Source organism: Oceanimonas smirnovii ATCC BAA-899, assembly GCF_000381965.1.
Classification (GTDB): Bacteria; Pseudomonadota; Gammaproteobacteria; order Enterobacterales; family Aeromonadaceae; genus Oceanimonas; species Oceanimonas smirnovii.
Genome location: NZ_KB908460.1, coordinates 63,695 through 90,535, shown reverse-complemented (window position 1 = coordinate 90,535; position 26,841 = coordinate 63,695). Strand labels below are relative to the sequence as shown.

At 56.0% G+C, this 26,841-nt stretch carries 23 protein-coding genes; 14 read left to right on the top strand and 9 right to left on the bottom strand.

Translation table 11 applies throughout. From position 1 onward, the window contains the following. The first annotated feature begins 18 nt into the window (after positions 1 to 18). On the top strand, positions 19 to 1,740 hold the full coding sequence (locus G364_RS0109390) for a potassium/proton antiporter (RefSeq protein WP_019934893.1): 1,722 nt from the start codon (positions 19 to 21) through the stop codon (positions 1,738 to 1,740). A 3-nt stretch (positions 1,741 to 1,743) separates the two neighbouring features. Here the strand turns inward: G364_RS0109390 and G364_RS0109385 are convergent, their stop codons facing one another. From G364_RS0109385 to G364_RS0109375, 3 genes are all read right to left on the bottom strand, one after another. Then, on the bottom strand, positions 1,744 to 2,118 hold the full coding sequence (locus G364_RS0109385; protein ID WP_019934892.1) for a rhodanese-like domain-containing protein: 375 nt from the start codon (positions 2,116 to 2,118) through the stop codon (positions 1,744 to 1,746). Between the two features lie 155 nt (positions 2,119 to 2,273). Further along, positions 2,274 to 2,723, bottom strand: coding sequence for a YtoQ family protein (locus G364_RS0109380; RefSeq protein ID WP_019934891.1), 450 nt, complete (start codon positions 2,721 to 2,723; stop codon positions 2,274 to 2,276). An 85-nt stretch (positions 2,724 to 2,808) separates the two neighbouring features. Beyond that, on the bottom strand, positions 2,809 to 3,891 hold the full coding sequence (locus G364_RS0109375) for a PQQ-dependent sugar dehydrogenase (protein ID WP_019934890.1): 1,083 nt from the start codon (positions 3,889 to 3,891) through the stop codon (positions 2,809 to 2,811). An 88-nt stretch (positions 3,892 to 3,979) separates the two neighbouring features. Between G364_RS0109375 and G364_RS0109370 the strand changes: the two genes are divergently transcribed. Together G364_RS0109370 and G364_RS0109365 are read left to right on the top strand one after the other, a co-directional pair. Next, positions 3,980 to 4,987, top strand: a complete 1,008-nt coding sequence (locus G364_RS0109370) for an amino acid ABC transporter substrate-binding protein (RefSeq protein ID WP_156816480.1) — start codon at positions 3,980 to 3,982, stop codon at positions 4,985 to 4,987. A gap of 8 nt (positions 4,988 to 4,995) precedes the next feature. Beyond that, complete coding sequence (locus tag G364_RS0109365; RefSeq protein ID WP_019934888.1) at positions 4,996 to 6,693, top strand: GGDEF domain-containing protein; 1,698 nt, start codon at positions 4,996 to 4,998, stop codon at positions 6,691 to 6,693. On the opposite strand, the gene ppnP is transcribed toward G364_RS0109365, so the two are convergent. After that, on the bottom strand, positions 6,694 to 7,020 hold the full coding sequence (gene ppnP, locus G364_RS0109360; RefSeq protein ID WP_019934887.1) for a pyrimidine/purine nucleoside phosphorylase: 327 nt from the start codon (positions 7,018 to 7,020) through the stop codon (positions 6,694 to 6,696). It abuts the gene before it with no gap. A 179-nt stretch (positions 7,021 to 7,199) separates the two neighbouring features. Between ppnP and ovoA the strand changes: the two genes are divergently transcribed. Beyond that, complete coding sequence (ovoA, locus tag G364_RS0109355; RefSeq protein ID WP_019934886.1) at positions 7,200 to 9,314, top strand: 5-histidylcysteine sulfoxide synthase; 2,115 nt, start codon at positions 7,200 to 7,202, stop codon at positions 9,312 to 9,314. Between the two features lie 154 nt (positions 9,315 to 9,468). Here the strand turns inward: ovoA and G364_RS0109350 are convergent, their stop codons facing one another. Further along, positions 9,469 to 10,887, bottom strand: coding sequence for a uracil-xanthine permease family protein (locus tag G364_RS0109350; protein WP_019934885.1), 1,419 nt, complete (start codon positions 10,885 to 10,887; stop codon positions 9,469 to 9,471). A gap of 272 nt (positions 10,888 to 11,159) precedes the next feature. After that, entirely contained in the window at positions 11,160 to 11,972 is an 813-nt protein-coding gene (gene ppsR / locus G364_RS0109345) for a posphoenolpyruvate synthetase regulatory kinase/phosphorylase PpsR (RefSeq protein WP_019934884.1), read from the bottom strand. A 181-nt stretch (positions 11,973 to 12,153) separates the two neighbouring features. Between ppsR and ppsA the strand changes: the two genes are divergently transcribed. From ppsA to G364_RS0109315, 6 genes are all read left to right on the top strand, one after another. Continuing rightward, entirely contained in the window at positions 12,154 to 14,529 is a 2,376-nt protein-coding gene (gene ppsA / locus G364_RS0109340; protein WP_026344814.1) for a phosphoenolpyruvate synthase, read from the top strand. A 202-nt stretch (positions 14,530 to 14,731) separates the two neighbouring features. Next, complete coding sequence (queC, locus tag G364_RS0109335; RefSeq protein ID WP_019934882.1) at positions 14,732 to 15,427, top strand: 7-cyano-7-deazaguanine synthase QueC; 696 nt, start codon at positions 14,732 to 14,734, stop codon at positions 15,425 to 15,427. Continuing rightward, entirely contained in the window at positions 15,427 to 15,783 is a 357-nt protein-coding gene (gene queD, locus G364_RS0109330; protein WP_019934881.1) for a 6-carboxytetrahydropterin synthase QueD, read from the top strand. Before queC ends, queD begins: the two co-directional genes overlap by 1 nt. Then, the gene (gene queE, locus G364_RS0109325) at positions 15,780 to 16,496 is read left to right on the top strand and encodes a 7-carboxy-7-deazaguanine synthase QueE (protein ID WP_019934880.1); all 717 of its coding nucleotides are present in this window, start codon (positions 15,780 to 15,782) and stop codon (positions 16,494 to 16,496) included. Before queD ends, queE begins: the two co-directional genes overlap by 4 nt. Before the next feature lie 88 nt (positions 16,497 to 16,584). Continuing rightward, positions 16,585 to 17,385: a MetQ/NlpA family ABC transporter substrate-binding protein gene (locus G364_RS0109320; protein ID WP_019934879.1), complete on the top strand. Its 801-nt coding sequence runs from the start codon at positions 16,585 to 16,587 to the stop codon at positions 17,383 to 17,385. Beyond that, positions 17,378 to 18,223: an alpha/beta fold hydrolase gene (locus G364_RS0109315; RefSeq protein WP_019934878.1), complete on the top strand. Its 846-nt coding sequence runs from the start codon at positions 17,378 to 17,380 to the stop codon at positions 18,221 to 18,223. The genes G364_RS0109320 and G364_RS0109315 overlap by 8 nt, the downstream gene beginning before the upstream one ends. A gap of 206 nt (positions 18,224 to 18,429) precedes the next feature. Here the strand turns inward: G364_RS0109315 and G364_RS0109310 are convergent, their stop codons facing one another. Genes G364_RS0109310 through G364_RS0109300 form a run of 3 tightly spaced genes read right to left on the bottom strand, consistent with a single transcriptional unit; the run spans position 18,430 to position 21,388 of the window. After that, the gene (locus G364_RS0109310) at positions 18,430 to 18,690 is read right to left on the bottom strand and encodes a DUF1289 domain-containing protein (RefSeq protein WP_019934877.1); all 261 of its coding nucleotides are present in this window, start codon (positions 18,688 to 18,690) and stop codon (positions 18,430 to 18,432) included. A 49-nt stretch (positions 18,691 to 18,739) separates the two neighbouring features. After that, the gene (locus tag G364_RS0109305) at positions 18,740 to 20,014 is read right to left on the bottom strand and encodes an NAD(P)/FAD-dependent oxidoreductase (RefSeq protein ID WP_019934876.1); all 1,275 of its coding nucleotides are present in this window, start codon (positions 20,012 to 20,014) and stop codon (positions 18,740 to 18,742) included. 15 nt (positions 20,015 to 20,029) lie between these two features. Beyond that, positions 20,030 to 21,388, bottom strand: coding sequence for a glutamine synthetase family protein (locus tag G364_RS0109300; protein ID WP_019934875.1), 1,359 nt, complete (start codon positions 21,386 to 21,388; stop codon positions 20,030 to 20,032). Positions 21,389 to 21,574: 186 nt separating this feature from the next. Between G364_RS0109300 and G364_RS0109295 the strand changes: the two genes are divergently transcribed. From G364_RS0109295 to potG, 4 genes are all read left to right on the top strand, one after another. After that, positions 21,575 to 22,933, top strand: a complete 1,359-nt coding sequence (locus tag G364_RS0109295; protein WP_019934874.1) for a glutamine synthetase family protein — start codon at positions 21,575 to 21,577, stop codon at positions 22,931 to 22,933. 19 nt (positions 22,934 to 22,952) lie between these two features. Continuing rightward, a complete protein-coding gene (locus G364_RS0109290; RefSeq protein WP_019934873.1) occupies positions 22,953 to 24,335 on the top strand; it encodes an aspartate aminotransferase family protein in 1,383 nt (460 codons plus the stop codon). Then, positions 24,328 to 25,434 (top strand): extracellular solute-binding protein, encoded by a 1,107-nt coding sequence (locus G364_RS0109285; RefSeq protein ID WP_019934872.1) that lies wholly within the window; start codon positions 24,328 to 24,330, stop codon positions 25,432 to 25,434. The genes G364_RS0109290 and G364_RS0109285 overlap by 8 nt, the downstream gene beginning before the upstream one ends. Positions 25,435 to 25,707: 273 nt before the next feature. Beyond that, positions 25,708 to 26,829, top strand: a complete 1,122-nt coding sequence (potG, locus tag G364_RS0109280; protein ID WP_019934871.1) for a putrescine ABC transporter ATP-binding subunit PotG — start codon at positions 25,708 to 25,710, stop codon at positions 26,827 to 26,829. The last annotated feature ends 12 nt before the right edge of the window (positions 26,830 to 26,841 follow it).

Genomic DNA, 26,841 nt, shown 5'->3' with positions numbered 1-26,841 from the left:
TTAGCTGGAATCACTCTATTGGATAATATCGAACATCTGTTTTTGCTGGCCGGCGTATTGCTGTGTCTGAGTGTGCTCGCCACCCTGGTGTCCGCCCGCTCAGGTATTCCCATTCTGCTTATTTTTCTGCTGATCGGCATGCTTGCCGGTGAAAGCGGCCCCGGCGGCATCAGGTTCGAGAGTTATTCACTGTCCTATGCGGTAGGCAACCTGGCGCTGGCCATTATTTTGCTGGACGGGGGCATGCGCACCCGTATGGAGACCTTCAGGGTAGGGCTGAAGCCTGCCCTTAGTCTGGCGACATTAGGCGTGCTGATCACCAGCGGCATTACCGGTTTGATTGCGGTTTATATTCTTGATTTGAGTTGGCTGCATGGTTTGCTGCTCGGTGCCATAGTGGGATCAACCGATGCGGCTGCCGTATTTTCCCTGTTGGGCGGACGGGGTATGCAGCTGAACCAGCGGGTAGGGGCTTCTCTTGAGATAGAGTCGGGCACGAACGATCCCATGGCCATCTTCTTGACCCTGACGCTGATTGCCCTGATCACCGGGGAGATGGAGGGCACCGGCGAGGCTGTGCTGTTTTTGCTGAGTCAGTTTGGTATTGGCGCGCTGGCAGGACTGCTGGGAGGGCAGTTACTGGTATTGCTTATTCGCCGGATCAATCTGGCGTCGGGGCTTTATCCGCTGTTAGTGACCGGTTTTGGTCTCACTTTGTTCGCATTAACCGCCATGCTGCAGGGCAGCGGGTTTCTGGCGGTATATCTGGCCGGACTGGTACTGGGAAATTCCCGGCTGCGTAATCTCGAATCTATTTTGCCGGTGTTTGACGGTCTGGCCTGGCTCAGCCAGATTGGCCTGTTTCTGGTGCTGGGCCTGCTTATTTCGCCGGCCGATATGTGGGTCATGGCCCTGCCAGCCAGCCTGATTGCGCTGGCAATGATCTTTATTGCCAGACCAGTGGCAGTAATGGCGTCCTTGCTGCCGTTCTTTCGCTTCAATATGCGCGAACTCTGCTTTATTTCCTGGGTAGGATTGCGGGGAGCTGTCCCCATAGTACTGGCTATCTTTCCCCTGATGGCGGGCATAGAAGAAGGCAGCATGTTATTTAATGTGGCTTTTTTTGTGGTCCTGATTTCCTTATTGGTACAGGGTTCAACCCTGCCTCCCATGGCGCGTTGGCTGCAAGTGGAAGTACCTCCTGAGCCGGCCCCCAAACGTCGCTCCATGCTGGGCATATTCAAGGAAGACGACTTTGAAATGTTTCTCTATCAGGTAGAAAGCCAGTCGCTGGATGGCGTTGTCGTCCGTCAGCTGACCTTTCCGCCCCACTGCCGGGTAGCGGCTGTGTTCAGAGGTGAGCACCTGCTGCCCGCATCGGGTAGTACTCGCCTTGCCATTAATGACGTGCTTTGTGTGATTGGCCGCAGCACGCATCTGAAAACCCTGAATAACATGTTTGGGGGAGATATTGAGGTGGCCCGTGAAAAAGCCAGAGCCTTTTTTGGTGACTTTATTCTGGATGCGGACGCTCGAATGGGAGATGTGGCGCTGATCTATGGCGTGGATGTTGCTGACGATGAAAGCGACCTGCCTCTGGGTGGTTTTATGCTTAAGCACACCAGTGGTCATCCTGTTGTAGGGGATCACTTTGAGCGCTACGGCATGGTATGGACAGTGGCCGATGTTGACGGTGATCGCGTACTCAAGGCAGGTTTACGTGAATGTGAGCCGGGGTAAGCTTTATTGGCTGTCAGCTGTGTGCGATATAGTCACAGTGGCCGGCTCAGTACCACGAATTGCATTAAGGCTGCCAAGGTCTTCTACTCTGCTGTAGCCCAGTGCTTGCAGCGCTTCCATGGCCATGCGCGAGCGTACCCCGTCAGCTCCATAAAGATTAATGGAGGTATTGCGGTCAGGGTATTGCTCACTGACACCCCGGGCGATGCGGGTAAACGGTATCAGTACGGCTCCGGGCAAGTGATCCTGCTGATATTCCTGTGCGCTGCGTACATCTATCCAGACGGGACCATTGTTTCGAGCGGGTTCACCTCTCACCAGGGTGGATGCCATCAGCGGAGTGGTGATCATCATCAGTAAAACGGCAAGCCGGGTCATGTTGTGCGCCTTTGTTCATTCGTGTATTCGCTTTTAATTCTAAAGCAGTGATGACGTTATTCCGCTGAATAGCAGTGACGAACCGACAGAAGCCGGCACACAGAAACAAAAACGGAGCCATTCAGGCTCCGTTTGCAATTTTTTGCCGGCGATGATCAGGACATCAGATAAGCCAGGATCTCAACAACCTGCTCAGGGTGGCGGCAGGTGGCCTTGGCTGCTTCGTCCACTTCCTTCAGCGGGTGATCGTTTTCGGCATCATGCAGGGTGATGATGGGCACACCGGAGGCCACGGCAAAGCCGGCATCAAAGGCGGCGTTCCATTGTTTGTATTTGGGCCCGAAACGCACCACCACCAGATCCGCTTCCTTGATGTGAGTGGAGGTGCGAATGCTGTTGATACCGGAGGCCTTGCGGTCACGCCAGAAGTTATCCTCTTCACTGCCCAGAATGTTTACACCTACCATGTCACTGGCGTCGTGGTCGGTGACGGCAGAGTTAAAGCGCACCTTCAGCCCTTTGGCGGCACAACCGTTAATGATTTGTTCGCGCCAGTCAGTATGAATTTCGCCAGACAGATAAACGTTCCAGATCTTGTCGCTCATATCGCTTCCCTTATTGTTCACAAAAGTAACTGAAATAAAGTACAGTTGTTACAGGTTACCCCATTTCAGCATCAAGATCAGCCCTTCAGCGCGAAGGCTGCAGCTTTAACAGGCGACCATCGCCGGCATCAGTCAGCACATAGATGCCACCATCGGCAGCCTGCGCCAGTGCCCGAATGCGAGCGTTCAGATCAGTTAATAAATGATGTTCACCGATAACCTTGTCATTGTTCAGTTCAAGGCGTATCAGCTTGCGCCCGGCCAGCGCCCCCACAAACAGGTTGTTGCGCCACTGTGAAAAGGCATTTCCGCGATAAAACAGCATGCCCGAGGGAGCGATGGAAGGCACCCATACCCAAAGCGGATCTGTCATACCGGCCTTGCGCCTGCCTTCCCCTATAACACCACCTCCATACTCTTCACCGAAGGTGACCACAGGCCAGCCATAGTTATGCCCTTTTTGAATGCGGTTCACTTCATCTCCGCCCTGAGGTCCGTGCTCGTGAGTCCAGAGCTCTCCGGTTTCAGGATGAATGGCTGCACCCTGTACGTTACGATGGCCCAGGCTCCATATCTCCGGCAAAGCATCTTGCCGGTCAACAAAAGGATTATCGGCAGGTATCCGGCCGTCATCGTGCAGGCGAATAATTTTGCCAAGGTGATTGTCAAGCGACTGAGCCTGATCCCGGCTGTGATAGCGATCTCCTGTGGTAATAAACAGATAACCCTGTTTATCAAAAGCCAGCCGTGAGCCAAAGTGGGCACCGCCGTGGGTTTTGGGCACCTGCTCAAAAATAATCTGTATATCACTTAGCTGCTGTTGGCTCAGTCTGGCTCTGGCCACAGCGGTACCGGCCCCGCCGGGGCCCGGCTGACTGAAACTCAAATATACCAGCCGGTTACCGGAAAAGCCGGGGTGCAGTGCCACATCCAGCAAGCCGCCCTGACCTCCGGCGGCAATGGCCGGTAATCCATTAATAACCTGGCGCCTACCGTCAGGCTGAAGGTGCAGTAATCGGCCGGCACGCTCGGTAATCAGCAAACTGCCGTCAGGCAGCTCTGCCAGTCCCCAGGGATGTTTCAGTCCGTCTGCCAGAGTGAGTGTCTGCCAGGTAGCCGCCAGCGGCAGTGATAACAGCATCAGCACCAGCAGAATAAATGGTCGCATGGGCAATGACTCCTGTATGGTATTTGTGGTTTTGTATCATTATGGGTCATGCTGAAGAGGCTCAGGAATAATTCCACAAGGATGTAAAATGATAATGAGAACAATGATTAACACCATGCTGGCAGTATTATTGCTGATGGCCGGGCAGGTCAGCGCCGGCACATTGGCTGAAGTGGTACGGCATGGTGATATTCGCTGTGGTGTATTCCCCGATGACCCGGGCCGCAGTGCCATTGATGAAAACGGTGTCTGGCGCGGCTTTTATGTCGATTTTTGCCGGGCCACAGCGGCGGCCTTATTTGGCAACGCTGAACGGGTACAGTTTGTGGAAGTGGATGCCACCAGCCGTTTTACCACACTGCAGCAAAAACACAGTGATGTGGTGATGTACAGCTCTACCTGGACCCTGGGGCGGGAAGATGCCTATCAGGTGGCCTTTCCGGCCATTTATCTGTTTGACGGCCAGGGGCTGCTGGTCCGTAAAGACTCAGGCATTGGCGGACTGGCGGATCTTGATAACAAAACGGTATGTGTTACCGAAAACACCACAACTTACCGTAATTTGCTGATGCTGCTTGAACGGAATCAAATTCATGCTCGTGTTCTGCCGTCCAATGGCGACAGCTTTTTCAGAGGGCATTGTGATGCCTACTCGGCAGACCGCATCAATCTGGCCATTAACCGTGCCCACAGGGCAGATAATCCGGATAACTATCTGATTTTGCCTGAACTCCTGTCTCGTGAACCCATCAGTCCCATGGTACGCAATGATGATGCCCAGTGGCACAGGGTGATCCGTGCCGTTGTGCATGCGCTTATTCTGGCCGACGAAAAACACATCACGCAGGGGAATGTAGCGGAGGTAGCCAGGCAGAGCACCGACAGGGAAGTGCAGAATCTACTGGGTGTCAGTGGGCATCTGGGCAAGCAGCTGGGGTTGCCAGCCGGCTGGGCACTACAGATGATTAAAAGTGTAGGAAACTACAGCGAAATCTATCAGCGTCATTTTGGTCCGGGCACTCCGGTGAATATACCTGCCGGACTGAATCAGCCCTGGTCCCGGGGTGGCCTGTTGTTTGCACCGCTGTTTCGCTGAGAGCAGGCATGAGTACCACAGCCACTTCTGGCAGCCTGGGTCGTAAACTGACCCTTATCATCATTCTGGTGTTTGGCCTCTATCTGCTGCTGGCTTCGTTTTTTGCTTACCTTGTCTACAGCCAGTATGTGGGACTGACCGGAGCCACAGGCCGTCATTTTGAGCGGGCCATGATTGCCGGCGAGCTGACCCGCGATGCAGAGACCATTGCCGGAGAAGTCTATGAACTCCTGGCAGGTAATGATATTTCTGTCAGTACTGTCAATAGTCGGGTAGCCAACCTGGCAGGTATTTATCAGGCTACCCGAAAGCGGCTGGAGCAACTCGGTGAGCTCAGTGACAGCGACAGGATGGCGCTGGATAAATGGCAAACACCGTTTTTCAGCAGTCTGGACAAACTGAATGAACGGCTGCGTGCCGAGCAGGAGCTGCAGGCGATTCAGCAGCAGCAGATGGATGAACTGTTTTTAATGCTGCGCCAGCTCACAGAGCTGGAAACAGTGGCCCGGGATCTGCCTTTGCCGGAACAGCACTTTATTGGCCATGCCCTGGCGGCGCTTGGCTACACCGCTGCCGTCTTCAGCGCCGAGCGGCCCGGCCATCTGATTAACCTTGAGCGTTTCAGCGATGCCCGGCTGCAGGTGCTTGCCGGGCTTGAGCTGACCCATGCGCCGGCAGTTGCGCTGCGTGCCCGCCTGCAGCAGCTGCTGCCGATGATATTTGAACAACGAAGGCCGCTGCTGCGTCATGCCCGGGCTACCCTTGCCACGGCCCGTGAAACCCGGGTGCTGGCGCAAAAGCTGACCAGTGCCACTTTCAGCTATCATCAACGGCTCAAAGCGTCTGCAGAGAAGGCGCTGCAACAGCAGCAACGCCTGATGGGCCGCTCCATGTCGGTACTGCTGGCCGCCCTGGTACTACTGGTGATCACCACGTTGATGGCATTGCTCTATATTCGCCGCTCCATTATTCAGCGTATCAACAGGCTCAGCCGGGCCATGCAGGCACACGGCAGGGGAGAGCCCGAGCCGATTCCAGTTAACGGAGATGATGAAATCAGCCGAATGGGTAAAACCTTTGCATTTTTTGTGGATGCCAGACAACGGGCTGAGCAACAGCTGGCACTGGCCAACAAGGAGTTGCAGAGCATGAACGCTGCTCTGCAGCGGCTGAGTGAGATCGATGATCTGACCCAGATTGCCAACCGCCGGTGTTTTGACCGCCATCTTGAAGCGGAATGGCGGCGGGCTGTGCGCGAGCAGCGCTCTCTGGGGCTGATTATGGGGGATATTGATTACTTTAAACGCTTTAACGATGAATATGGTCATCAGCAGGGTGATGAGTGTCTTTTCCATGTAGCACAGGCGCTGGCTGGTGAACTGCACCGGCAAGGTGACATGGTGGCGCGCTATGGCGGAGAGGAGTTTATTGTAGTGCTGCCGGAACAGGACTTGTGGCAGACCCGTCATGTGGCCGAATGTTTGCTGAATGCGGTGCGTGAGCTGAACATTGCTCACAGCCGCTCCGAGCACCAGCGGGTAACCCTTAGTCTGGGTGTTGTCGCCATGGTGCCAGGCCAGTATGACCGTATAGAAGATATGGTGGCCAGGGCGGATAAGGCGCTGTATGCAGCCAAGGAAAAGGGGCGCAATGGTTTATGTGTTGCGCCTCCTGAGTGCCGGACCGGGCAGAGCCAGCCGGTTTAATCAGTCAAAATAAGAGCAGCAGTAATCTACCAGGCTGTGCACCTTGAGGTTAAAGCTGGCGTTGGCAGGCACGTCAAAGGACTGACCGCCTTCAACGCGCTGCCAGCTGTCGCTGCCGGGCAACTGCACATCCAGACTGCCCGCAGTAATTTCCATCAGTTCGGCGGCCTCTGTGCCAAAGGTATATTCACCGGGCAGCATAATACCCAGAGTTTTTTGGCTGCCGTCGGCAAACTTCACTACCCGGCTGGTGACCTTGCCGTCGTGATAGACATTGGCCTGCTTGATAACAGTAACATTGTCGAACTGAGTGTCGGTGTGAGACATGATACTTCCTGTAAGTGAATAGCAAAGAGGACTGGTTATAGCACAGGCCCGGGTTTTGGAAAATGATCCCTGAAAATTGAAAGAAACGGGCAGCCGTCAGGTCTGTTGCTTCGATTCAGACTTCTCATTTGGCTGACGCCAAGGTAACGTTAATCATTAATGTGATCAGGGACACGTTCATGCATACATTGTCGGATATTGTGACGAAAACCCCCTTGCTGATCGGTACGGATCCGGAGCAAAAGCGGGAAGAAATACGCCGTTATTTTCATCAGACCTTTTGCCTTTATGAGGCACTGTTTGATTGCATTACCACAGAAGATGCCTACTATTCGCGGCCTGAGCCGCTGCGTCATCCGCTGATTTTCTATTTTGGCCATACCGCTGTTTTTTTTATCAACAAGCTGGTACTGGGCAAATATCTGCCTGAACGCCTGGATGAGCGACTTGAGTCCATGTTTGCTATTGGCGTGGATGAAATGTCCTGGGATGATCTCAACGACGCCCATTACGACTGGCCCAGCCTGGATCATACCCGGGCTTATCGTCAACGGGTTCGGGAAACCGTGGATGCCTTTATCAGTGATATGCCGCTGACGTTGCCCATTACTCCTGACAGTCCGGCCTGGATTGTGCTGATGGGTACAGAGCACGAACGCATTCACCTGGAAACCTCATCGGTAATCATGCGTATGTTGCCGCTGTCTCAGCTGCAACCACATCCGCTGTGGGTGGCCTGCCGTGAATATGGCCCGGCTCCGCAAAACAGTCTGCTGCCAGTAGCAGGCGATACCATCACGCTGGGTAAGCCGGCCAGCGCCGCCACCTATGGCTGGGACAACGAATACGGCAGCAAAACGGTGGAAGTAGAGGCTTTTCGTGTCTCCCGGTATCTGGTGTCCAATGGTGAATACCTGGCGTTTGTGCAGGACGGCGGCTATCAGCGGCCCGAGCTCTGGACTGAAGAAGGCCGGCAATGGCTGAATTATACGCAAGCTGCCATGCCCCGCTTCTGGCTGCAGCGCCATGGCGAGTATTGGCAGCGTAATTTACTGGAAGAAATTCCGCTGCCACTGAACTGGCCGGCAGAGGTCAATTATCTGGAAGCCAAAGCGTTCTGTAACTGGAAAGCAGCGCAAACCGGTACTCACATTCGGCTGCCCACTGAAGCCGAATGGACAGTACTGAGAAACCGTATTGATACCGACCAGCCCCACTGGGAGCAGGCCCCGGGCAATATCAATCTGGAGCACTTTGCTTCTTCCTGTCCGGTAAACCGCTTTGAGCATGACGGTATTTATGACATTACCGGCAACGTCTGGCAGTGGACCGAAACCCCCATCGATGGTTTTCCCGGCTTTGAGGTGCATCCGCTCTATGATGATTTCTCTACGCCTACCTTTGATAACCGGCATAACCTGTTCAAGGGTGGCTCCTGGATTTCTACCGGCAATGAAGCCACCCGTTACTCCCGCTATGCATTTCGCCGGCACTTTTTTCAGCATGCCGGCTTTCGCTATCTTGAATCCGACAACCCGGAGGTTCCTGTGGAGCCAGTAAACACGTATGAAACCGATGAGCTGGTCGCTCAGTATCTGGAATTCCACTACGGTGACAGCTACTTTGGTGTGCCCAACTATCCGCTGGCGTGCGTCAATGCGCTGCTGGAAAGGCTGCCTGAGCTGAACCGGGGCAAAGCCCTGGATCTGGGCTGCTCGGTAGGGCGGGCCACCTTTGAACTGGCCCGGCACTTTAAGCAAGTGGATGGTATCGACTTTTCTGCCCGCTTTATTCAGCATGGTTTTCAGCTTAAGGAAAGTGGCCAGACCCGTTTTGCTGTTCCGACCGAAGGCGAGCTGGTGGAGTTCAAGGAAGCCAGCCTGGCCGACATGGGGTACGCCGGGGTGGCGGAACGTATCGAGTTTGTGCAGGGCGATGCCCATAATCTCAAACCGCGCTTCAGCGGTTACGATCTTATCTTCTGCGGTAACCTGATTGACCGCCTCTATGATCCGGCCGGCTTCCTGGCGGCCATTCATCAGCGTCTGAATCAGGGCGGTTATCTGGTGCTTACCTCACCCTACACCTGGCTGGAGGAATACACTCCTAAAGAAAAATGGCTGGGCGGTATCAAGGTTAACGGTGAAAACTACAGTACTCTGGATGGTCTGAAAGCCACCCTGAATGACCGTTTTGAACTGGTGGGCCAGCAGGACATTCCCTTTGTTATTCGGGAAACCCGGCGCAAGCATCAGCATACGGTAGCCGAGATGACTCTCTGGCGGCTTAAGTAACTCACAGAGCCCGGCAGGTGCCGGGCTTTTTTTTACCCGGCTGAATATACCGCCTTGTCGTTTTCAGAATGAGTGTGTTACCTAATAAAAAAGCCGGTCTTGTGACCGGCTTTTTTCACTGCGGATTGTCATCCTTACCCGAAGGCTTACCCTTTCAATTGTTGGCGTTAGCCTGACGCAATTGAGCGTTATCGCTTTCGGTTTGCTCTTTGGCAGAGCCCTGGTTCATCTGGCGCTCAATTTCTTCACGCTCGCGGGCTTCGTCCTGCAGAGATTTCTTGGGCAGCAGCATGTTCAGAGTAAAGGCAACGGTGGCTGCAACAATAACAGGGGAGCCAATCAGCATGCGGGCAGTGTCACCCAGCTGGGCAATGGCTTCCGGCACAGCGTTAATCCCCATGGCCAGCGCCACCGACAGGGCCACAATGGTAATGTTGCGGGAAGACAGTTCGTCTTTCACCAGCAGCTGAATACCGGTCATGGTGATCATGCCAAATACGATAATGGTGGCACCACCCAGCACAGGATAGGGGATAGTGGTCATCACAGCACCGAACTTGGGCAGCAGACCGGCAATCACCAAAAACACAGCGGCAATGCCCAGCACATAGCGGCTGATCACCTTGGTCATGGCCACAATGCCTACGTTCTGGCTGAACGAAGCGGTAGGCAGGGCACCAAAGATGGAGCCAACCAGAGTGCAAAGGCCGTTACCCAGCAGGCCGCCGGACAGCTCTTTGTCTTTCAGCTCACGGTTCATGCCGCCCACGGTAGTGGCAGACAGGTCACCAATAGTCTGTACCGAGTTCACGATACAAATCACTACCATGGAAATCACCGCAGAGGCGTGAAACTCAATGCCCATGGAGAAAGGCGTGGGCACAATCACCCAGGGCGCTTCGTGCAGGCTGGTAAAGTCGACCATGCCAAACGCAAAGGACATCACATAACCCACGACAATACCCACAATAATGGCGGCCAGACGCAGATAGCCTTTACCGAACTGGGAACACAGCAGCACCACAGCCAGGGTAGTCAGACCAACCAGCCAGTTCATGCCGCTGCCAAAGCCGTCTGCGCTGGTGTTACCGCTGCCGGCCATGTATTTAATGGCAATATCATACAGGGACAGGCCAATGACCAGCACAACGGTACCGGCCACAACAGGCGGGAACAGGTGGCGAATCTGCTTGATAAACAGGCCCACAACAATCATGGCAATACCGCCGGCAATCTGGGCACCCAGAATACCGGGAATGCCATAAACAGAACCAACAGCAATCAGGCTGGGCACATAGGCAAAACCTACGCCGAAGATGGTAGGCACACCGGCACCAAACCGTCCGACAGGATATAACTGAAGCAGGGTGGAAATGCCCGAAAATAACAGAGCGAGCTGCACCAGCATCATGGTTTCTTGGCCATTGGCCCCGGCGACACCAGCAACGATAAGCGGCGGCGTCACTGCGCCCATGATCATTGCCAGAATGTGCTGGAAGGAGAGCGGCAGTGCTTTACCGAAAGACGGCTTGCCGTAGTAATCGAATACCGATTTGCTTTGGCTGTGTTTCATTGCAATAAGTCCCTGAGGGTTGCTCAAGTTAAGTTGTTGTTAACTGCCGGCCTTGTTATCTGTCTGGTATGGCGGGCAGAACCACATCGCAGTGTTTTGGGCACTCTGTGAGGCTCAAAAATAACCAGTTTCAGGGTGGATTGACCCTGTGGTTAATCACAGGGATCAATGTATACATTTTTGTAAACACTAAATCAATTTTTTGTGCATATTTGATGCTTGATATGTGTGTTTGGTCGCGGTTTATTGTACTGCAAAAGGTGGTTGAGGCCTTAGTAAATTCTGCGTTTTATGCCTGTTTTCTCCAGAATCTTCACTGAAATCTCTTCTACCGAGTGAAAGGTAGTGTCGATAAAAGGAATGGCTTCCATACGAAACAGACGTTCGACCTGATCCAGTTCGTAACGACATTGTTCAATGTCGGCATAACGGCTGTCGGCGCGCCGGCGCTGACGGATCTCCTGCAGACGACCGGCATCGATGGTAAGACCAAACAATTTATGGCGGTTGGCCTTGAGTGCCGCAGGCAGATTCATCCGGCTCATATCCTGATCAATAAAGGGGTAATTAGCCACACGAATGCCGAACTGCAGGGCCAGGTAGAGACTGGTAGGGGTTTTGCCGCAGCGGGAAACGCCTACCAGTATAATATCGGCTTCGTCATACTCTTTGGTGGTCACGCCGTCGTCGTTGTCCAGCGCATAGTTCACCGCATCAATGCGCAGATCATAAGTGTGTTTGTTACTGATGCTGTGAGCCTTGTGTGCCCGGGGCTCGGCTTTTACACCCAGTTGCTGTTCAATGGGAGCGACAAAGGTATTGAGAAAGTCGTAACACATGGCCTCGCTGTCAGTAATGATGTTACGCAGCACATCATCAATAATGGTATGAAACACCAAAGGGCGCTTGCCGCTTTGGTGAAAACTCGCGTTGATGCGATGACGTATCGCCCGTGCCTTGTCTTCATCCTCCACAAAAGGAATGGTGATTTGCTCAAAAGGCAGGGGAAACTGGCTCAGTACCGCATGACCGAATACTTCGGCTGTGATCGCCGTCCCATCAGAAACATAAAAAACCGTGTGCACAGGGCCTCCAGATCTCACTTTCGCGTATTGACGCGGGTAAGACGTTTACCCGCTTTTCGAGGCCATTGTAGAATCAAAACCGTGTACAGGCCCATATCATTACAACAATACCAAGGGTCTGACCCTACACAGAAATCTGATGAGATACGGATATCCCAACCCTTTTTGTGGAGACGTGGCAGTGCAGGAATATGTGATCTGGTATGAACAACTCGGTATGAATGATGTAGACCGGGTTGGCGGCAAGAATGCCTCATTGGGCGAGATGATAAGCCAGCTGGCCGGTGCCGGTGTATCCGTGCCCGGTGGCTTTGCGACCACCGCCTATGCCTTTAACGAATTTCTTGAACAGAGCGGCCTGAACGACAGGATTCATGACCTGCTCGACAAACTGGATGTAGATAACATCGCCGCCCTGGGTGACGCCGGCAAGTCTATTCGCCAGTGGGTCATCGACACGCCGTTCCAGCCCGAGCTGGAAAACGCCATTCGTGATGCCTACACCGAGCTGTGTGGCAAGGCCGGTGAGCAGGCGTCGTTTGCGGTGCGCTCGTCCGCCACCGCTGAAGACATGCCCGATGCCTCCTTTGCCGGACAGCAGGAAACCTTCCTTAACGTGCGTGGCCTGGATTCGGTAATGGAAGCCATCAAGCACGTCTTTGCGTCACTGTTTAACGACAGGGCCATTTCCTACCGGGTGCATCAGGGCTATGACCATAAGGGCGTGGCGTTGTCGGCGGGCATTCAGCGCATGGTGCGCTCCGACATTGCTGCCTCCGGCGTCATGTTTACTCTGGATACCGAGTCCGGTTTTGATCAGGTCGTGTTTGTCACTTCTGCCTGGGGCCTGGGTGAAATGGTGGTGCAGGGTGCGGTGAACCCGGACGAGTTCTATGTGCACAAGCCCACGCTCAAGGCCGGCCGGCCGGCGGTGGTGCGCAAGACGCTTGGCTCCAAGCTGCAGAAGATGATCTATGCCGGCGGTGCCGAGCTTGGCAAGCAGGTAGACATCAAGGAAACCAGCCGGGAAGAGCGCCGTCAGTTCTCTCTTACCAATGAAGAGGTGATGGAGCTGGCCAGGCAGGCCGTTATCATTGAAAAGCATTACCAGCGCCCCATGGACATTGAATGGGCCAAAGACGGTGCAGACGGCAAACTCTATATCGTACAGGCCCGTCCGGAAACCGTGCGCAGCCGTCAGGACGCAAATGTGCTGGAACGTTTTGCGCTTGACCAGAAAGGCGAGGTGATTGCCGAAGGCCGCGCCATCGGTCATAAAATTGGTGCCGGTACTGCCAAGGTGATTGAGTCCATTGAGCAGATGGACGATATCAAGGCCGGTGATGTGCTGGTGACCGACATGACTGACCCCGACTGGGAGCCGATCATGAAACGGGCCGCTGCCATCGTCACCAACCGGGGCGGCCGCACTTGCCACGCCGCCATCATTGCCCGTGAGCTCGGCATTCCCGCCGTGGTGGGCTGTGGCAACGCCACCGAGCTGGTAAAGGACGGCCAGCAGGTCACTGTATCCTGTGCCGAAGGTGACACTGGCTTTATTTATAACGGCAAGCTGGAGTTCAGCGTCAATACCTCTGAAGTGGGCTCCATGCCTGCCTCGCCGGTGAAGGTGATGATGAACGTGGGCAACCCCGACCGGGCCTTTGACTTTGCTCAGCTGCCCAATGCCGGTGTGGGTCTGGCGCGGCTGGAATTTATCATCAACCGCATGATTGGCGTGCATCCCAAGGCGCTGCTGAACTACGACCGCGAAAGCGCCGAGCTCAAGCTGAAAATTGATGAAATCATCGCCGGCTACGACAGCCCGCGGGAATTCTTTGTGGCCAAGCTGACCGAAGGCATCGCCACCCTGGCATCCGCCTTCTGGCCGGAGCGGGTAATTGTGCGCATGTCCGACTTCAAGTCGAACGAATACGCCAACCTGCTGGGCGGTGACGCCTACGAGCCCGATGAAGAAAACCCCATGCTGGGCTTCCGTGGCGCGTCCCGCTACATCTCCGACGACTTCCGTGACTGCTTTGCCATGGAATGTGAAGCGATGAAGCGGGTACGTGAAGACATGGGCCTGACCAACGTCGAGATCATGATTCCCTTCGTGCGCACCCTGAATGAAGCGGCGTCGGTTATCGATATTCTCGGCGAGAACGGCCTCAAGCGCGGTGAAAACGGGCTCAAGGTCATTATGATGTGCGAGCTGCCGTCCAACGCATTGCTGGCAGACAAGTTCCTCAATTACTTTGACGGCTTCTCCATCGGCTCCAACGACATGACCCAGCTCACATTGGGCTTGGATCGGGACTCCGGACTGGTAGCGGGCTCCTTTGACGAGCGTGACGAGGCGGTCAAGGCGCTGCTGGCCATGGCCATTCAGGCTGCCCGCAAGGCCGGCAAGTATGTGGGCATCTGCGGTCAGGGGCCGTCGGATCACGCCGACTTCGCCGCCTGGCTGGTGGAGCAGGGCATCGACTCCGTGTCCCTTAACCCGGATACCGTGATCGACACCTGGCTGTATCTGGCGGAGCACGTTAAGCACTGATCTCTGTCTGGTGAATATCAAGGGCGCTTCGGCGCCCTTTTTTAGTGTGTAGTGCACCAGGGAATAGGGATTAGGGACTTGGGATTAGAGGGGGAGCGCATCATTGCCAGTCCCCAGACTTGCGCTCACCGCCCACGGCGTTAAAATGCCCATCGCTTTTTACCCGGTCGCAGCCTACCCGGACAAAACAAGGACACAATCTATGAAAGCACTGCTGATCTGCTCCGGCGGATTTGACTCCGTCACGCTTGCCTGGCGTCTGGCGGCGGACAATGCCCTCGGCGCTCTGCTGACCTTTGACTACGGTCAGCGCCACAAAAAAGAAATCGACGCCGCGCGGCTGTGTGCCGAGCGCCTCAATGTACCTCATCTGGTAATGGACATCGGCCATATCGGCCGCCAGCTTTCCGGCTCGGCACTGACCGACGACATAGACGTGCCCCACGGCCACTACAGCGAAGAAAACATGAAGGTGACAGTGGTGCCCAACCGCAATGCCATCATGCTGACCATCGCCTTTGGCGTGGCCGCCGCCCGTGGCCTCGATACGGTGGCACTGGCGGTGCATGGCGGTGATCATTTTATCTATCCCGACTGCCGGCCCGACTTTATTCGTCTGTTTGCCGAGATGCAGGCACAAGCCCTCGACGGCGTGGCCGAGGTGGCGCTGCTGGCGCCTTACGTCAACACCGACAAGACCGACATTGCCCGGGATGCGGCCCGCTTCAGAGTGCCGGTGGCCGATACCTGGTCCTGCTATGAAGGTGGTGAACAGCACTGCGGCCGCTGTGGTACCTGTGTGGAGCGTATTGAGGCCATGGCTCTGGCTGGTCTGAAAGATCCCACCTCTTATCAGGACACGGAGTTCTGGCAGCAGGCAGTGGCGAGGGCGAAATAATGTATACCATCAAAAAAGAGTTTCATTTTTCCGCCTCGCACCAGTTGAAACAAATGCCCGACTGGCATCCCTGCGCCCGGCTGCATGGTCATAACTATGTGGTGGTGATCGAACTGCAAAGTGAGCATCTCGATCAGTACGGCTTTGTACGCGACTACCTTGAACTCAAGGCGTTCAAGGATTACATCGACGACCAGTTTGACCATCGTCACCTCAACGAGGTGCTGGGGGACGAGTGCACCACCGCCGAGCGGCTGGCCCGCCACCTCTATGACTGGGCGCGGGCACGCTGGCCCGAGGTGAGTGCCGTGGCGGTATCGGAAACCCCCAAAACCTGGGCGGAGTTCCGGCCATGATCGCCATCAGCGAAATCTTTGGCCCCACCATTCAGGGGGAAGGAGCGCTCACCGGTGTGCCCACCGTGTTTGTGCGCACCGGCGGTTGTGACTTTCGTTGCAGCTGGTGCGATACCCTCTATGCGGTCGAGCCCCGTTTCAAGGCCGACTGGACCCCCATGAGCGCCAGGGCGGTGCTGGCCGAGGTGGAGCGCCTGAGCGGCGGCCGGCCACTGCTGGTAACGCTCTCCGGCGGTAATCCGGCGCTGCAACCCCTGGGCGAGCTGCTGGATCTTGGCCATGCACGGGGCTACACCTTTGCCATTGAAACTCAGGGCAGCAAGGTGCAGGACTGGTTTGCCCAGCTCGATCACCTGACCTTAAGCCCCAAGCCGCCGTCGGCGGGCATGGCCTTCAGCCAAAGCCGGTTTGATGCCTGTCTGGCCGCCGCCGGGGTGAATACGCAAGTCACCCTCAAACTGGTGATTGCCGACGAAGCCGATTATCAGTGGGCCCGTGAATTTGCCGCCCGCTATCCGCAACTGCCGCTCACCCTGCAGCCCTGCAACCCGGTGCCCGCCACCCCCGACGAGCCGGAGCGGGAAACCGATCTTGAGGCGCTGAATGCTCGCCTGCGCTGGCTGGTGGACAGAGTCACCGCCGACGGCTGGTTCAACGCCCGGGTGCTGCCCCAGCTGCATGTGATTATCTGGAACAACGAGCGGGGCGTGTAAGCCGAGAAATCCATTGCCTGTTTGAATCCCCTTGCATATTATGGACGTCTAAACGTCCGTTATGTGATTCCGTTTCAAAGGAGTGCTTATGTCCCGTCTTTCCCTTGCTCTGCCCTTGCTGGCGCTGTGCTCCTTTCCGCTGCTGGCGGTGGATGAGGCCAAACAGGAAATTGTGATTGGTACCACAGTCGGCGACTTTGCCGACATGGTCACCGAGTCGATCAAGCCCCAGCTTGAAGCGCAGGGCTACACAGTGACACTGGTGGAGTTCACCGATTATGTGATGCCCAATCTGGCCCTGGCGGAAGGTTCACTGGATGTAAACTGTTTTCAGCACAAGCCTTATCTGGATACTTTCAGCCAAAGCCGCGGCCTGGCGCTGAGCCCCATCACCCAGGTACCCACCGGCCCCATGGGGCTCTATGCCGGCAAGGCGGATTCGCTTGAACAGGTAAAGCCGGGCAGCACGGTTGCCATTCCCAATGATCCCACCAATCAGGCCCGGGCCCTGCTGATGCTGGAAGACATGGGCTGGATTACCCTTAAAAAGGACATAGATCCACTCAAGGCCAGCGAGTTTGATGTGGCGGAGAATCCCAAAGGCATTCGACTGGTGATGCTGGAAGCCGCCCAGCTGCCGCGCTCACGGCAGGACGTGGATTTTGCGGTGATTAACGGCAATTATGCCGCATCCAGTGGTATTCCCTTCAGCGACGGGTTGTTTCTGGAGCGCAGTTACGACTTTATCAACTGGGTGGTGGTGCGTGCCGAAGACAAAGAGCAACCCTTTGTGCAGGATGTGATCGCCGCCTATAACAGTGAGGCGTTTAAAGAGTACGCCAGCAAGCAGTTTGAAGGTTACAAGTACCCTGAGTCCTGGCATGAGTGATCCCCGGGAATACCATATCAATCTGGATGGCCGCCGGCTGGCGGTGGTGGAGTGGGGGGATCCGCAAGGGACACCTCTGGTAGCGCTGCACGGCTGGCTCGATAACGCCGCCAGCTTTACCCTGCTGGCGCAGCGGTTGCCCGACGTCCGTTTGATTGCCCCGGATCTGGCCGGGCACGGCCGCTCCGATCACCGCGCTCCCGGCCAGCCCTATTACATCTGGGATAATGTGGCCGATGTGCTGGCCTTGCTGGATGCACTTGAACTTCAGCAAGTGGCGCTGCTCTGCCACTCCATGGGGGCCAGTATCGCTACCCTGCTGGCGGGTGCCTTTCCCGAGCGGGTCAGCCAGCTGATGCTGCTCGACGGCCTGGCCCCGCGCACCTACGCCGCCGATACTCTGCCGGAGCAAATGGCGGCGGCACTGAACAAGGGCAAGCGCATTCGCCGCCGTGGCTGGCGGCCTTACCCAAGCTTCGACGATGCCTTACAGGCGCGTATGGATGGCCGGTATGCAGTAAGCCGGGACGCAGCGGCCTGGCTGCTGGCCCGCAGTCTTGAAGAAACTGAAAATGGCTGGTGCTGGCGGCACGATATTGCCCTGAGTCAACCTTCTGTGGTGCGCCTGTGCGACGAGCAGGTGGCGGCATTTTTGCAGCGGCTGTCCATGCCGGTGCTGCTGATGATGGCCGAACGGGGTGATGAAATTGACGGCGTGCAGCCACTGCTTGAGCGGGTGTCCGAGTTGACTTATCGAGTGCTCGACGGCGGCCATCATATGCATCTGGAAGACGCACCGGCGGCGCGCATTGCCGGGCTTATCAGGGAAAGGTTGTAACAGATTAAGTTGGGACTCGTCCCAACCTACCGACCCGACAACTCCGACGTTGCTCGAAGCAGCAGTGGGGATTGCCGTAGCCGACCGTCAAATGCCATGGATGGCATTTGCCGAGCGTTACATGGAGGTACTTGAAGCGTGTCGGCGGAGTGTAACCGCGCTGCTGATTCGTGAACTCCTTTATTACAGACAATGGAGGTGTAGCCTTACAACGGCAGGGTATCCTGCGGCGGAGTGGTCTGTTGTTCGAGCTCCAGCTCCAGCTGTTTCTTGCGGGCGGCGGTCAGCACCCGGCGCTTGCGATCCTGGCATAACCGAATCACCTCCCGGCGCTGGGCGGAGGTGAATGTCAGCCAGTTAAAGCGCTCGTCCCGGCTGCGAAAACAGCCCTTGCAGTAGCCCCGGTTGTTAACCTGACAGACGCCGGTGCAGGGGCTGGGGACATCAAAAAACTCCAGTTGCTCCATAAAGCCGCCTCCTTTCCATTGCTTTCAATGGAGCATATTCTGCTTACATTTACAACAGATCCCGCAGCCGGTACCAGGTCATGGCCAGCACCAGTGCCGGCGTGCGCAGCAGCCGGCCGCCGGGAAAGTCGTGATGGGGAATGCGGGAAAACAAATCAAAGCGCTCGGCGCTGCCGGCAATGGCGTCGGCCATCAGGCTGCCGGCCATGCCGGTCAGGGCAATGCCGTGGCCGGAGAATCCCTGGGCAAAATACACATTGCCGTTGAGCCGGCCGAAGTGGGGGGCCCGGTTCATGGTGATGCCCACATAGCCGGCCCAGGTGTACGCTTGTTTAACGCCTTTCAGCTGCGGAAACACATGGCGCAGCCGCTTGCCCATGGAGTCTGCCAGGTTGACCGGATCCAGCCCGGAGTAACTGACCCGGCCACCGAACAGCAGGCGGTGATCAGCACTCAGACGAAAATAGTCGAGCACAAAGTTGATATCGGCCACTGCCATGTTGTTGGCAATTAATTGCCTGGCCCGCTCCTCTCCCAGCGGCTCGGTAGCGGTAATATAGGTGCCCACCGGCATGATCTTGCGCTCAATATCCGGCGCTATGCCCTCCAGATAGGCGTTACCGCACAGCAACAGATGGCGGCAGCGCACCACGCCATGAGGGGTGTGTACCACAGGGTGCTCGCCCTGCTCAATGCGGGTGGCGGGGGTGTATTCAAAAAACTGCGCGCCGGCCTCGGCAGCGGCTTGTGCCAGCCCAAGGGTGTAATTAAGCGGATGCACATGACCGCTGGCGCTGTCATACAGGCCACCAAGATAAGCTTCAGTGCTCATTTGCCCGCGCACCTGCTCTTTGCTCCACATCTCCAGCGAGTCGTAGCCATAATCCTGGCGCAGGCTGTTGGCCCAGCTTTCTAGCTCTTTCATATGCCGGGGTTTTACCGCCGCATGCAGGTGGCCGTTGGCCAGGTCACAGTGAATATTGTGTTTATCAATGCGTTGGCGCATTTGGGTGAGGGCCTCAATGGAGATGTCCCATAATTGCCGGCCGACGGTGTCTCCCACCAGCTTTTTAAGGGTGTGCTGCTCACAGGCATAGCCAAAAATCATCTGGCCGCCGCTGCGTCCGGAGGCACCCCAGCCCACTTTATGGCTGTCCAGCACGGCGACCTTATAACCTCGTTCTGCCAGATTAAGTGCGGCACTGCAGCCGGTAATTCCGGCCCCCACAATGCATACATCCACCTCCAGGTTATCATGCAGGGCAGGGTGATCGAGTACCGGGTGGGCAGATGCGGCGTAATAGGAATCGGCGTGAGACTGCATAAAGGCTCCTGAATCTTACACTAGGTGTTGATACCACTGATATTCCAGCGGCGTGACATGCTGATCGAATTCGGCCAGTTCAAAACGCTTGTTGATAAGATAAGCGCGATGAAACTCCTTACCCAGATATTGCGACAGCCGGTGCGACTGGGCAAAACGGTCCAGCGCGCTTTGCCAGCGGTAGGGCAGCAGCGCCAGATCCAGCTTGTTGGCATCACCCTGAATGGGGGCGGGCGGATGCAGCTGTTCGGTAATGCCGTGATCCACAGCAGCAAGAATGGCCGCCACCACCAGATAGGGGTTGGCATCGGCACCGGCAACGCGGTGCTCCAGCCGGGTATTGGCGGGATCGCCGGACGGAATGCGCACCGCCACAGTGCGGTTGTCAAAGCCCCAGCTGGCGTGCAGAGGCACAAACATATGGGGCTGCAGCCGGCGAAAGGAGTTGGCATTGGGGGCAAACAACGCCATCGACTCCGGCAGCATGCTGAGAGTGCCGGCAATGGCCTGACGCAACAGCTCGTGATCCTCGGCAAAGACATTATTGCCGTCATCATCCAGCAGGCTCACATGAATATGCATACCCGAGCCGGCCTGGCCGTTGTAAGGTTTTGCCATAAAGGTGGCATACATGCCCTGCTTGATGGCAATGGCCTTGATTGCCCGCTTGAGCAAAATGGCCTGATCGCAGGCGGCCACGGCATCGTGCTGGTGAGTCAGGTTAATTTCAAACTGGCCCGGTGCATATTCGGCCACGGCATTGTCGGCAGGAATGCCCTGCAGTTTGCACACCTCGGCTACCTGAATAAGGAAGTCTTCCCAGCTGTCGAGATCGTCCAGGGAATAGACCTGGGTGTCGTGCATGCGCTCGTCTGTGCCCGGCAAAATGGGCGGCTGGGGCAGGCCGTCGGCCCCTTCTTTTTGATCCACCAGATAAAACTCCAGCTCCACTGCCACACAGGGGTGCAGGCCTTTTTCTTTCAGCCGGCTAAGCACCCCCTGCAGCACATGGCGGGGATCGGCAAAAAACGGGCTGCCGTCAACATCTTCCATGGTCATTAAAATCTGCCCGGACGGAATTTTGTGCCAGGGCACGGGGGCCAGGGTGTGAGGCAGCAGCCGGCATACCCGATCACTGTCCCCTTGCGCCAGGCCCATACCGGTTTCTTCCACTGTCTGGCCGGTAATGTCGAGGGCAAACACCGAAGCGGGCAGGCTGATGCCCTGCTCCAGCGCCTTTTCAAAGGCGCTGGTCTGAATGCGTTTGCCGCGAATAACGCCATTGATATCACACAGCATCAGATCCACAGACTGATAATCAGCCCAGGATGAGGTGAGCTGGCCGGTGCGGGACCGGTAACGGGATTTGGTCATGAGTTTATCCTTAAACAGTCAAACCATGTTTACTATCCATAAAACATTGTTAAATTGTAAAGGTTAAAAATTTACATTAGAGTAACATTAGTTTTTTATTAACGATACGCTATGTCTATGTCTAGCATACTTTTACACCGATATGGACTATGCTGACCAGTGTGTTTTTCATCCAGAGCCTGAATTATGAGTGTTCAAGATCCTGAAAATCGCGATATGGAATGGCTGCGCCAGTGGATGCAGCAGCATGCCATTACCGAAGTGGAATGCCTGCTGCCCGACTTTACCGGTAATGCCCGGGGCAAAATACTGCCCGCCAGCAAGTTTCTGAAAGAAGGCGGTATGCGCCTGCCCGACAATATTTTTCTGCAAACCGTGAATGGCGACTGGCCCGATGATGAAAACATCGACTGGACCGAGCGCGACATGGAGCTGCATGCCGACATCAATACGCCCCGTCTGGTGCCCTGGGCCAGCGAACCCACCGCACAGGTGATCCACGACTGTTTCGATGCCGACGGTAATCCGGTGGAAATTGCGCCGCGCAGTGTGCTGCGCCGGGTACTCAAGCTTTACGAGCAGGAAGGCTGGCGGCCGGTAGTGGCTCCTGAGCTTGAATTTTTTCTGGTGAAGAAAAACGAAGACTGGGACTACCCGCTGGAGCCCCCCATTGGCCGCAATGGCCGGCCCGAGACCGCGCGTCAGTCGTTCAGCATTGATGCGGTTAACGAGTTTGATCCCATCTTTGAGGAAATGTACGACTTCTGCGAGGCGCAGGAGCTGGAAGTGGATACCCTGATCCACGAATCCGGGGCGGCGCAGATGGAGGTGAACTTTATTCATGGCGATGCCATGGATCTGGCCGATCAGGTGTTTCTGTTCAAGCGCACCATGCGCGAGGCGGCCATGCGCCACAATGTGTACGCCACCTTTATGGCCAAGCCGATGAAAAACGAACCCGGCAGCGCCATGCACATTCATCAGAGCCTGGTAGATGCAGAAGGTAACAATCTGTTTGCCAACCCGGACGGCAGTCACAGTGAGCTGTTTCTCCATTATATAGGTGGCATGCAGCGCTTTATTCCCGGAGCGGTGGCGCTGTTTGCGCCCAATGTTAACTCCTACCGCCGGCTGGCTTTTGGTGACTCAGCTCCGCGCAATATGGCCTGGGGAGAAGACAACCGCACTGTGGGGCTGCGGGTGCCGCGTTCGGGCCTGGCTGACCGGCGTATTGAAAACCGCTTTGCCGGTGCCGATGCCAACCCTTATCTGGCGCTCGCAGCCAGCCTGGCCTGCGGTTACCTCGGCATGAAACAGTGCATTGCTCCTACGGAAGAAGTGGTGGGCAGCGCCTACGACATGCCCTTTGGCCTGGCTCGCAACCTCGAAGAAGCCCTGCTGGAGCTGGAGCAGTGCGAGCAGCTGCGGGACATATTGGGGGATCGCTTTGTACGGGCCTTTATCGCGGTCAAGCGCAAGGAATATGAAGCTTTCTTTACGGTGATCAGCGCCTGGGAACGGGAGTTTCTGCTGCTGAACGTATAACTGCTGACAGGAGTCAATCATGCCGGAGTTGAATCAAGTATCGTGGCAACAGCTGGATGCGTCTCATCATCTGCATCCTTTCACTGATAGCCGGGCGCTGCAGCAAAAGGGGGCCCGGGTGATTGAGCGGGGTGAGGGGGTGTATTTGTGGGACAGTCAGGGCCAGCGCATTCTTGACGGCATGGCCGGGCTTTGGTGTGTGAATCTGGGCTATGGCCGTCAGGAGCTGATAGAGGCGGCACATCAGCAGTTACAGCAGCTGCCTTATTACAATCTGTTTTTTCAGACCACCCATCCGCCGGCGGCCAGGCTTGCCGCCACCCTGGCGGGTATTTTGCCCGGAAATATGCAGCATGTGTTTTTTACCGGCTCCGGCTCCGAGTGTAACGACACTGTCGTGCGCATGGTGCGACATTTCTGGGCACAGCAGGGCCAGCCGAAGCGGCAGGTGATTATCAGCCGCAAAAATGCCTATCACGGCTCCACGCTTGCCGGGGCCTCTCTTGGCGGTATGAAGCCCATGCATGCACAGGGCGGTCTGCCGCTGCCGGACATGGTGCATATTGATCAGCCCTATTATTTTGCCGAAGGGCAGGGAATGACGCCCCATGAATTTGGTTTGGAGCGGGCCGGGCAGCTGGAGCAGAAAATTCTGGAGCTTGGGCCCGAGCGGATAGCCGCTTTTATCGGCGAGCCCATTCAGGGGGCCGGCGGCGTCATTATTCCTCCCGCCAGCTACTGGCCGGAAATACAGCGCATCTGTAAAAAGTACGACATTCTGCTGGTGGTGGACGAAGTGATCTGCGGCTTTGGCCGCACCGGCCACTGGTTTGCCAGCGAATACTACGGCCTGGAGCCCGACTTGCTGTGCATGGCCAAGGGCATTACCTCCGGCTACATTCCCCTGGGTGCGGTGGCGGTGGGTGAGCGGGTGGCACACACCCTGATTGCCGGTGGGGAATTCTTTCACGGCTACACTTACTCAGGCCACCCGGTGGCCTGTGCCGTGGCCCAGGCCAATATCGAAGTGATGCAGCAAGAGCACATTATTGAGCGGGTGCATGATGATATTGGTCCTTACCTGCAACAGCGCTGGGCCAGTCTGGCCAGCCATCCTCTGGTAGGGGAGACCCGTGGTCTGGGGCTGGTAGCCGCGCTGGAACTGGTGGCCGACAAAGCCACGCAAGCCCGCTACTCAGAGAGCGCCGGTGCCGGCATGATTTGCCGGGAGCACAGCCTGGAGATGGGGCTGGTGATGCGCGCCGTGGGCGACACCATGATTATTTCACCGCCGCTGGTGATCACTCATCAGCAGGTAGACGAGCTGATAGATAAGGCACGCCAAGCGCTGGATTTGACCCTTTCTACGCTGAACAACCGACAAGGAAAGCACCATGACTAAATCTCCCGTTTTTAAAACCGGACTGCTGGCCGCCGGTGTGGCACTGGCGCTGAATGTACAGGCGCAGGAGCCGGCTCAGGTCAACTTTTATAACTGGTCTGATTATATCGCCGAAGACACCCTGGCCAACTTCACCAAAGAAACCGGCATTGAGGTCACCTACGATGTATTTGACTCCAACGAAGTGCTGGAAGCCAAGCTGCTGGCGGGCAATACCGGTTTTGATGTGGTCGTGCCCACCGGTGACTTTATGGGCCGGCAAATTCAGGCCGGGGCTTTTTTACCGCTGAACAAGCAAAAACTGCCCAATTACGACAACCTGGATCCGCGCATCATGGCGTTGCTGCAGGAGAAAGATCCCGGCAACCAGTTTGGCATTCCCTATTTATGGGGCACCACCGGCATAGGTTATAACGTCGACAAGGTGAAAGAGGCGTTAGGCGAGGATGCGCCGGTCGACTCCTGGGATCTGGTACTGAACCCGGACAACCTGGAAAAGCTGGCTGGTTGTGGCGTGGCTTTTCTGGATGCGCCCACCGAAATTTTCGCCGCGGCGCTCAACTATAAAGGGCTGGATCCGAACAGCACCAATGCCGCCGATTACAATGGTCCGGCTACCGAGCTGATGATGCAGCTGCGCCCCCACATTACCTATTTCCATTCATCCAAATACATTAACGATCTGGCCAACGGTGACATCTGCGTGGCCGTGGGCTGGTCCGGCGACATACTGCAGGCCAGAGACAGAGCCGATGAAGCAGACAGAGGCGTCAAGGTGGCCTATCGCATTCCAAAGGAAGGAGCGCTGATGTGGGTGGATATGCTGACCATTCCCAAGGATGCCAAACACCCCGACAATGCTCATGCACTGATTAACTACCTGCTCAAGCCCGAGGTGATAGGGGAAGTCTCCAACTATGTGGCTTACGCCAACCCAAATAAAAACGCCAATGAGTTTGTGGATGCCGACATTCTTAACGATCCGGGCATTTATCCCAGCCAGGAAGTGGCCGACAAGCTTTACACCGCCAAACTGTTGCCGCAAAAAGTAAACCGGGTGATCACCCGCGCCTGGACCCGGGTAAAAACCGGCAGATAAGTTTTTAAATCGCGAGCAATGAGGGCAAACGAAGCAGCAACAGCGGGGATTGCCGGATTCGACCGTCAAATGCCATGGATGGCATTTGCCGAGCGTCCATGGGGCGAGCTTGATCGCCGGGACGAAGTTAAAAATTTTGATCGAACATTTAGTATGTTCGCAGCAAATTTTTAACGAGTGGCGTTTATGGAAGCGTGTCGAAGGAGGCAACCCTGCTGGTGCTGCTCTGCGGGGCTTCAGGGTGCACGCTGAACAAGCAATACGGAGACAAGCATGCCAGAGCAGGAACAAGCCATTAGTGCGGTCACGGCACCGTTTTTAAATATTCGCGGCGTCAGCAAGTTATATGACGGGCAGCCGGCGGTGGACGACGTCAGCCTGGAAGTGCAGCGGGGGGAAATTTTTGCCCTGCTGGGAGCCTCGGGTTGTGGCAAGTCCACTTTGCTGCGCATGCTGGCCGGGTTTGAACCGCCGAGCAAGGGAGAAATTTTTCTCGACGGCGTCGATATTGCCGATGTGCCTCCCTACGACAGACCCATCAATATGATGTTTCAGTCTTACGCGCTTTTTCCCCATATGACGGTGGAAGCCAATATCGCCTTTGGGCTGAAACAGGACAAGCTGCCCAAGGACGAGATTGCTGAGCGAGTGGCAGAAATGCTCAAACTGGTGCATATGGAAGACTATGCCCGCCGCAAGCCCCATCAGCTGTCCGGCGGTCAGCGTCAGCGGGTGGCGCTGGCGCGCAGTCTGGCCAAGCGCCCCAAGCTGCTGCTGCTTGACGAGCCCATGGGCGCGCTCGACAAAAAGCTCAGGGAAGAAATGCAGCTGGAGCTTGTGAACATTATCGAGAAAGTGGGCGTGACCTGTGTGATGGTGACCCACGATCAGGAAGAGGCCATGACCATGGCCGGGCGCATTGCCATTATGAACAAGGGCCGGCTGGTGCAGGTAGGCGAGCCGCTGGATGTATATGAATACCCCAACTGCCGCTTCAGTGCCGAGTTTATCGGCTCGGTAAACGTGTTTGACGGTGTGCTGGAAAGCAACGAAGCCGACAGTGCCCTGATTCGCTGCCCCGATGTAAAGCGCCCGTTGCAAATCAACCATGGTGTGTCTATTGGTGAGGGCCTGCCCATCATGATAGCGGTGCGGCCGGAAAAAATGCACCTGAGCTTTACCGAGCCGGAGCAGGAATATAACCGTCTGCGGGGTGTGGTGGATGAAATTGCCTATCTGGGTGATGTCTCCATTTATCATGTGCGGCTGCCATCCGGTAAGCGCATTCTGGCTACCCTGCCCAATATTGACCGGCACCGGCAGAATAATCCTACCTGGGGTGACAATGTGTTTCTGCGCTGGAATGCGGACAGCTGTGCCGTGCTCATGACCTGAGGAGGCCGATAC

What these genes read in the sequence shown, in the direction of transcription:
- G364_RS0109385 (WP_019934892.1), bottom strand. Translation starts at nt 2,118, where the DNA reads ATGACCCGGCTTGCCGTTTTACTGATGATGATCACCACTCCGCTGATG.
- G364_RS0109380 (WP_019934891.1), bottom strand. Translation starts at nt 2,723, where the DNA reads ATGAGCGACAAGATCTGGAACGTTTATCTGTCTGGCGAAATTCATACT.
- G364_RS0109375 (WP_019934890.1), bottom strand. Translation starts at nt 3,891, where the DNA reads ATGCGACCATTTATTCTGCTGGTGCTGATGCTGTTATCACTGCCGCTG.
- G364_RS0109370 (WP_156816480.1), top strand. Translation starts at nt 3,980, where the DNA reads ATGATAATGAGAACAATGATTAACACCATGCTGGCAGTATTATTGCTG.
- G364_RS0109365 (WP_019934888.1), top strand. Translation starts at nt 4,996, where the DNA reads ATGAGTACCACAGCCACTTCTGGCAGCCTGGGTCGTAAACTGACCCTT.
- ppnP (WP_019934887.1), bottom strand. Translation starts at nt 7,020, where the DNA reads ATGTCTCACACCGACACTCAGTTCGACAATGTTACTGTTATCAAGCAG.
- ovoA (WP_019934886.1), top strand. Translation starts at nt 7,200, where the DNA reads ATGCATACATTGTCGGATATTGTGACGAAAACCCCCTTGCTGATCGGT.
- G364_RS0109350 (WP_019934885.1), bottom strand. Translation starts at nt 10,887, where the DNA reads ATGAAACACAGCCAAAGCAAATCGGTATTCGATTACTACGGCAAGCCG.
- queC (WP_019934882.1), top strand. Translation starts at nt 14,732, where the DNA reads ATGAAAGCACTGCTGATCTGCTCCGGCGGATTTGACTCCGTCACGCTT.
- queD (WP_019934881.1), top strand. Translation starts at nt 15,427, where the DNA reads ATGTATACCATCAAAAAAGAGTTTCATTTTTCCGCCTCGCACCAGTTG.
- queE (WP_019934880.1), top strand. Translation starts at nt 15,780, where the DNA reads ATGATCGCCATCAGCGAAATCTTTGGCCCCACCATTCAGGGGGAAGGA.
- G364_RS0109320 (WP_019934879.1), top strand. Translation starts at nt 16,585, where the DNA reads ATGTCCCGTCTTTCCCTTGCTCTGCCCTTGCTGGCGCTGTGCTCCTTT.
- G364_RS0109315 (WP_019934878.1), top strand. Translation starts at nt 17,378, where the DNA reads ATGAGTGATCCCCGGGAATACCATATCAATCTGGATGGCCGCCGGCTG.
- G364_RS0109310 (WP_019934877.1), bottom strand. Translation starts at nt 18,690, where the DNA reads ATGGAGCAACTGGAGTTTTTTGATGTCCCCAGCCCCTGCACCGGCGTC.
- G364_RS0109305 (WP_019934876.1), bottom strand. Translation starts at nt 20,014, where the DNA reads ATGCAGTCTCACGCCGATTCCTATTACGCCGCATCTGCCCACCCGGTA.
- G364_RS0109300 (WP_019934875.1), bottom strand. Translation starts at nt 21,388, where the DNA reads ATGACCAAATCCCGTTACCGGTCCCGCACCGGCCAGCTCACCTCATCC.
- G364_RS0109295 (WP_019934874.1), top strand. Translation starts at nt 21,575, where the DNA reads ATGAGTGTTCAAGATCCTGAAAATCGCGATATGGAATGGCTGCGCCAG.
- G364_RS0109290 (WP_019934873.1), top strand. Translation starts at nt 22,953, where the DNA reads ATGCCGGAGTTGAATCAAGTATCGTGGCAACAGCTGGATGCGTCTCAT.
- G364_RS0109285 (WP_019934872.1), top strand. Translation starts at nt 24,328, where the DNA reads ATGACTAAATCTCCCGTTTTTAAAACCGGACTGCTGGCCGCCGGTGTG.
- potG (WP_019934871.1), top strand. Translation starts at nt 25,708, where the DNA reads ATGCCAGAGCAGGAACAAGCCATTAGTGCGGTCACGGCACCGTTTTTA.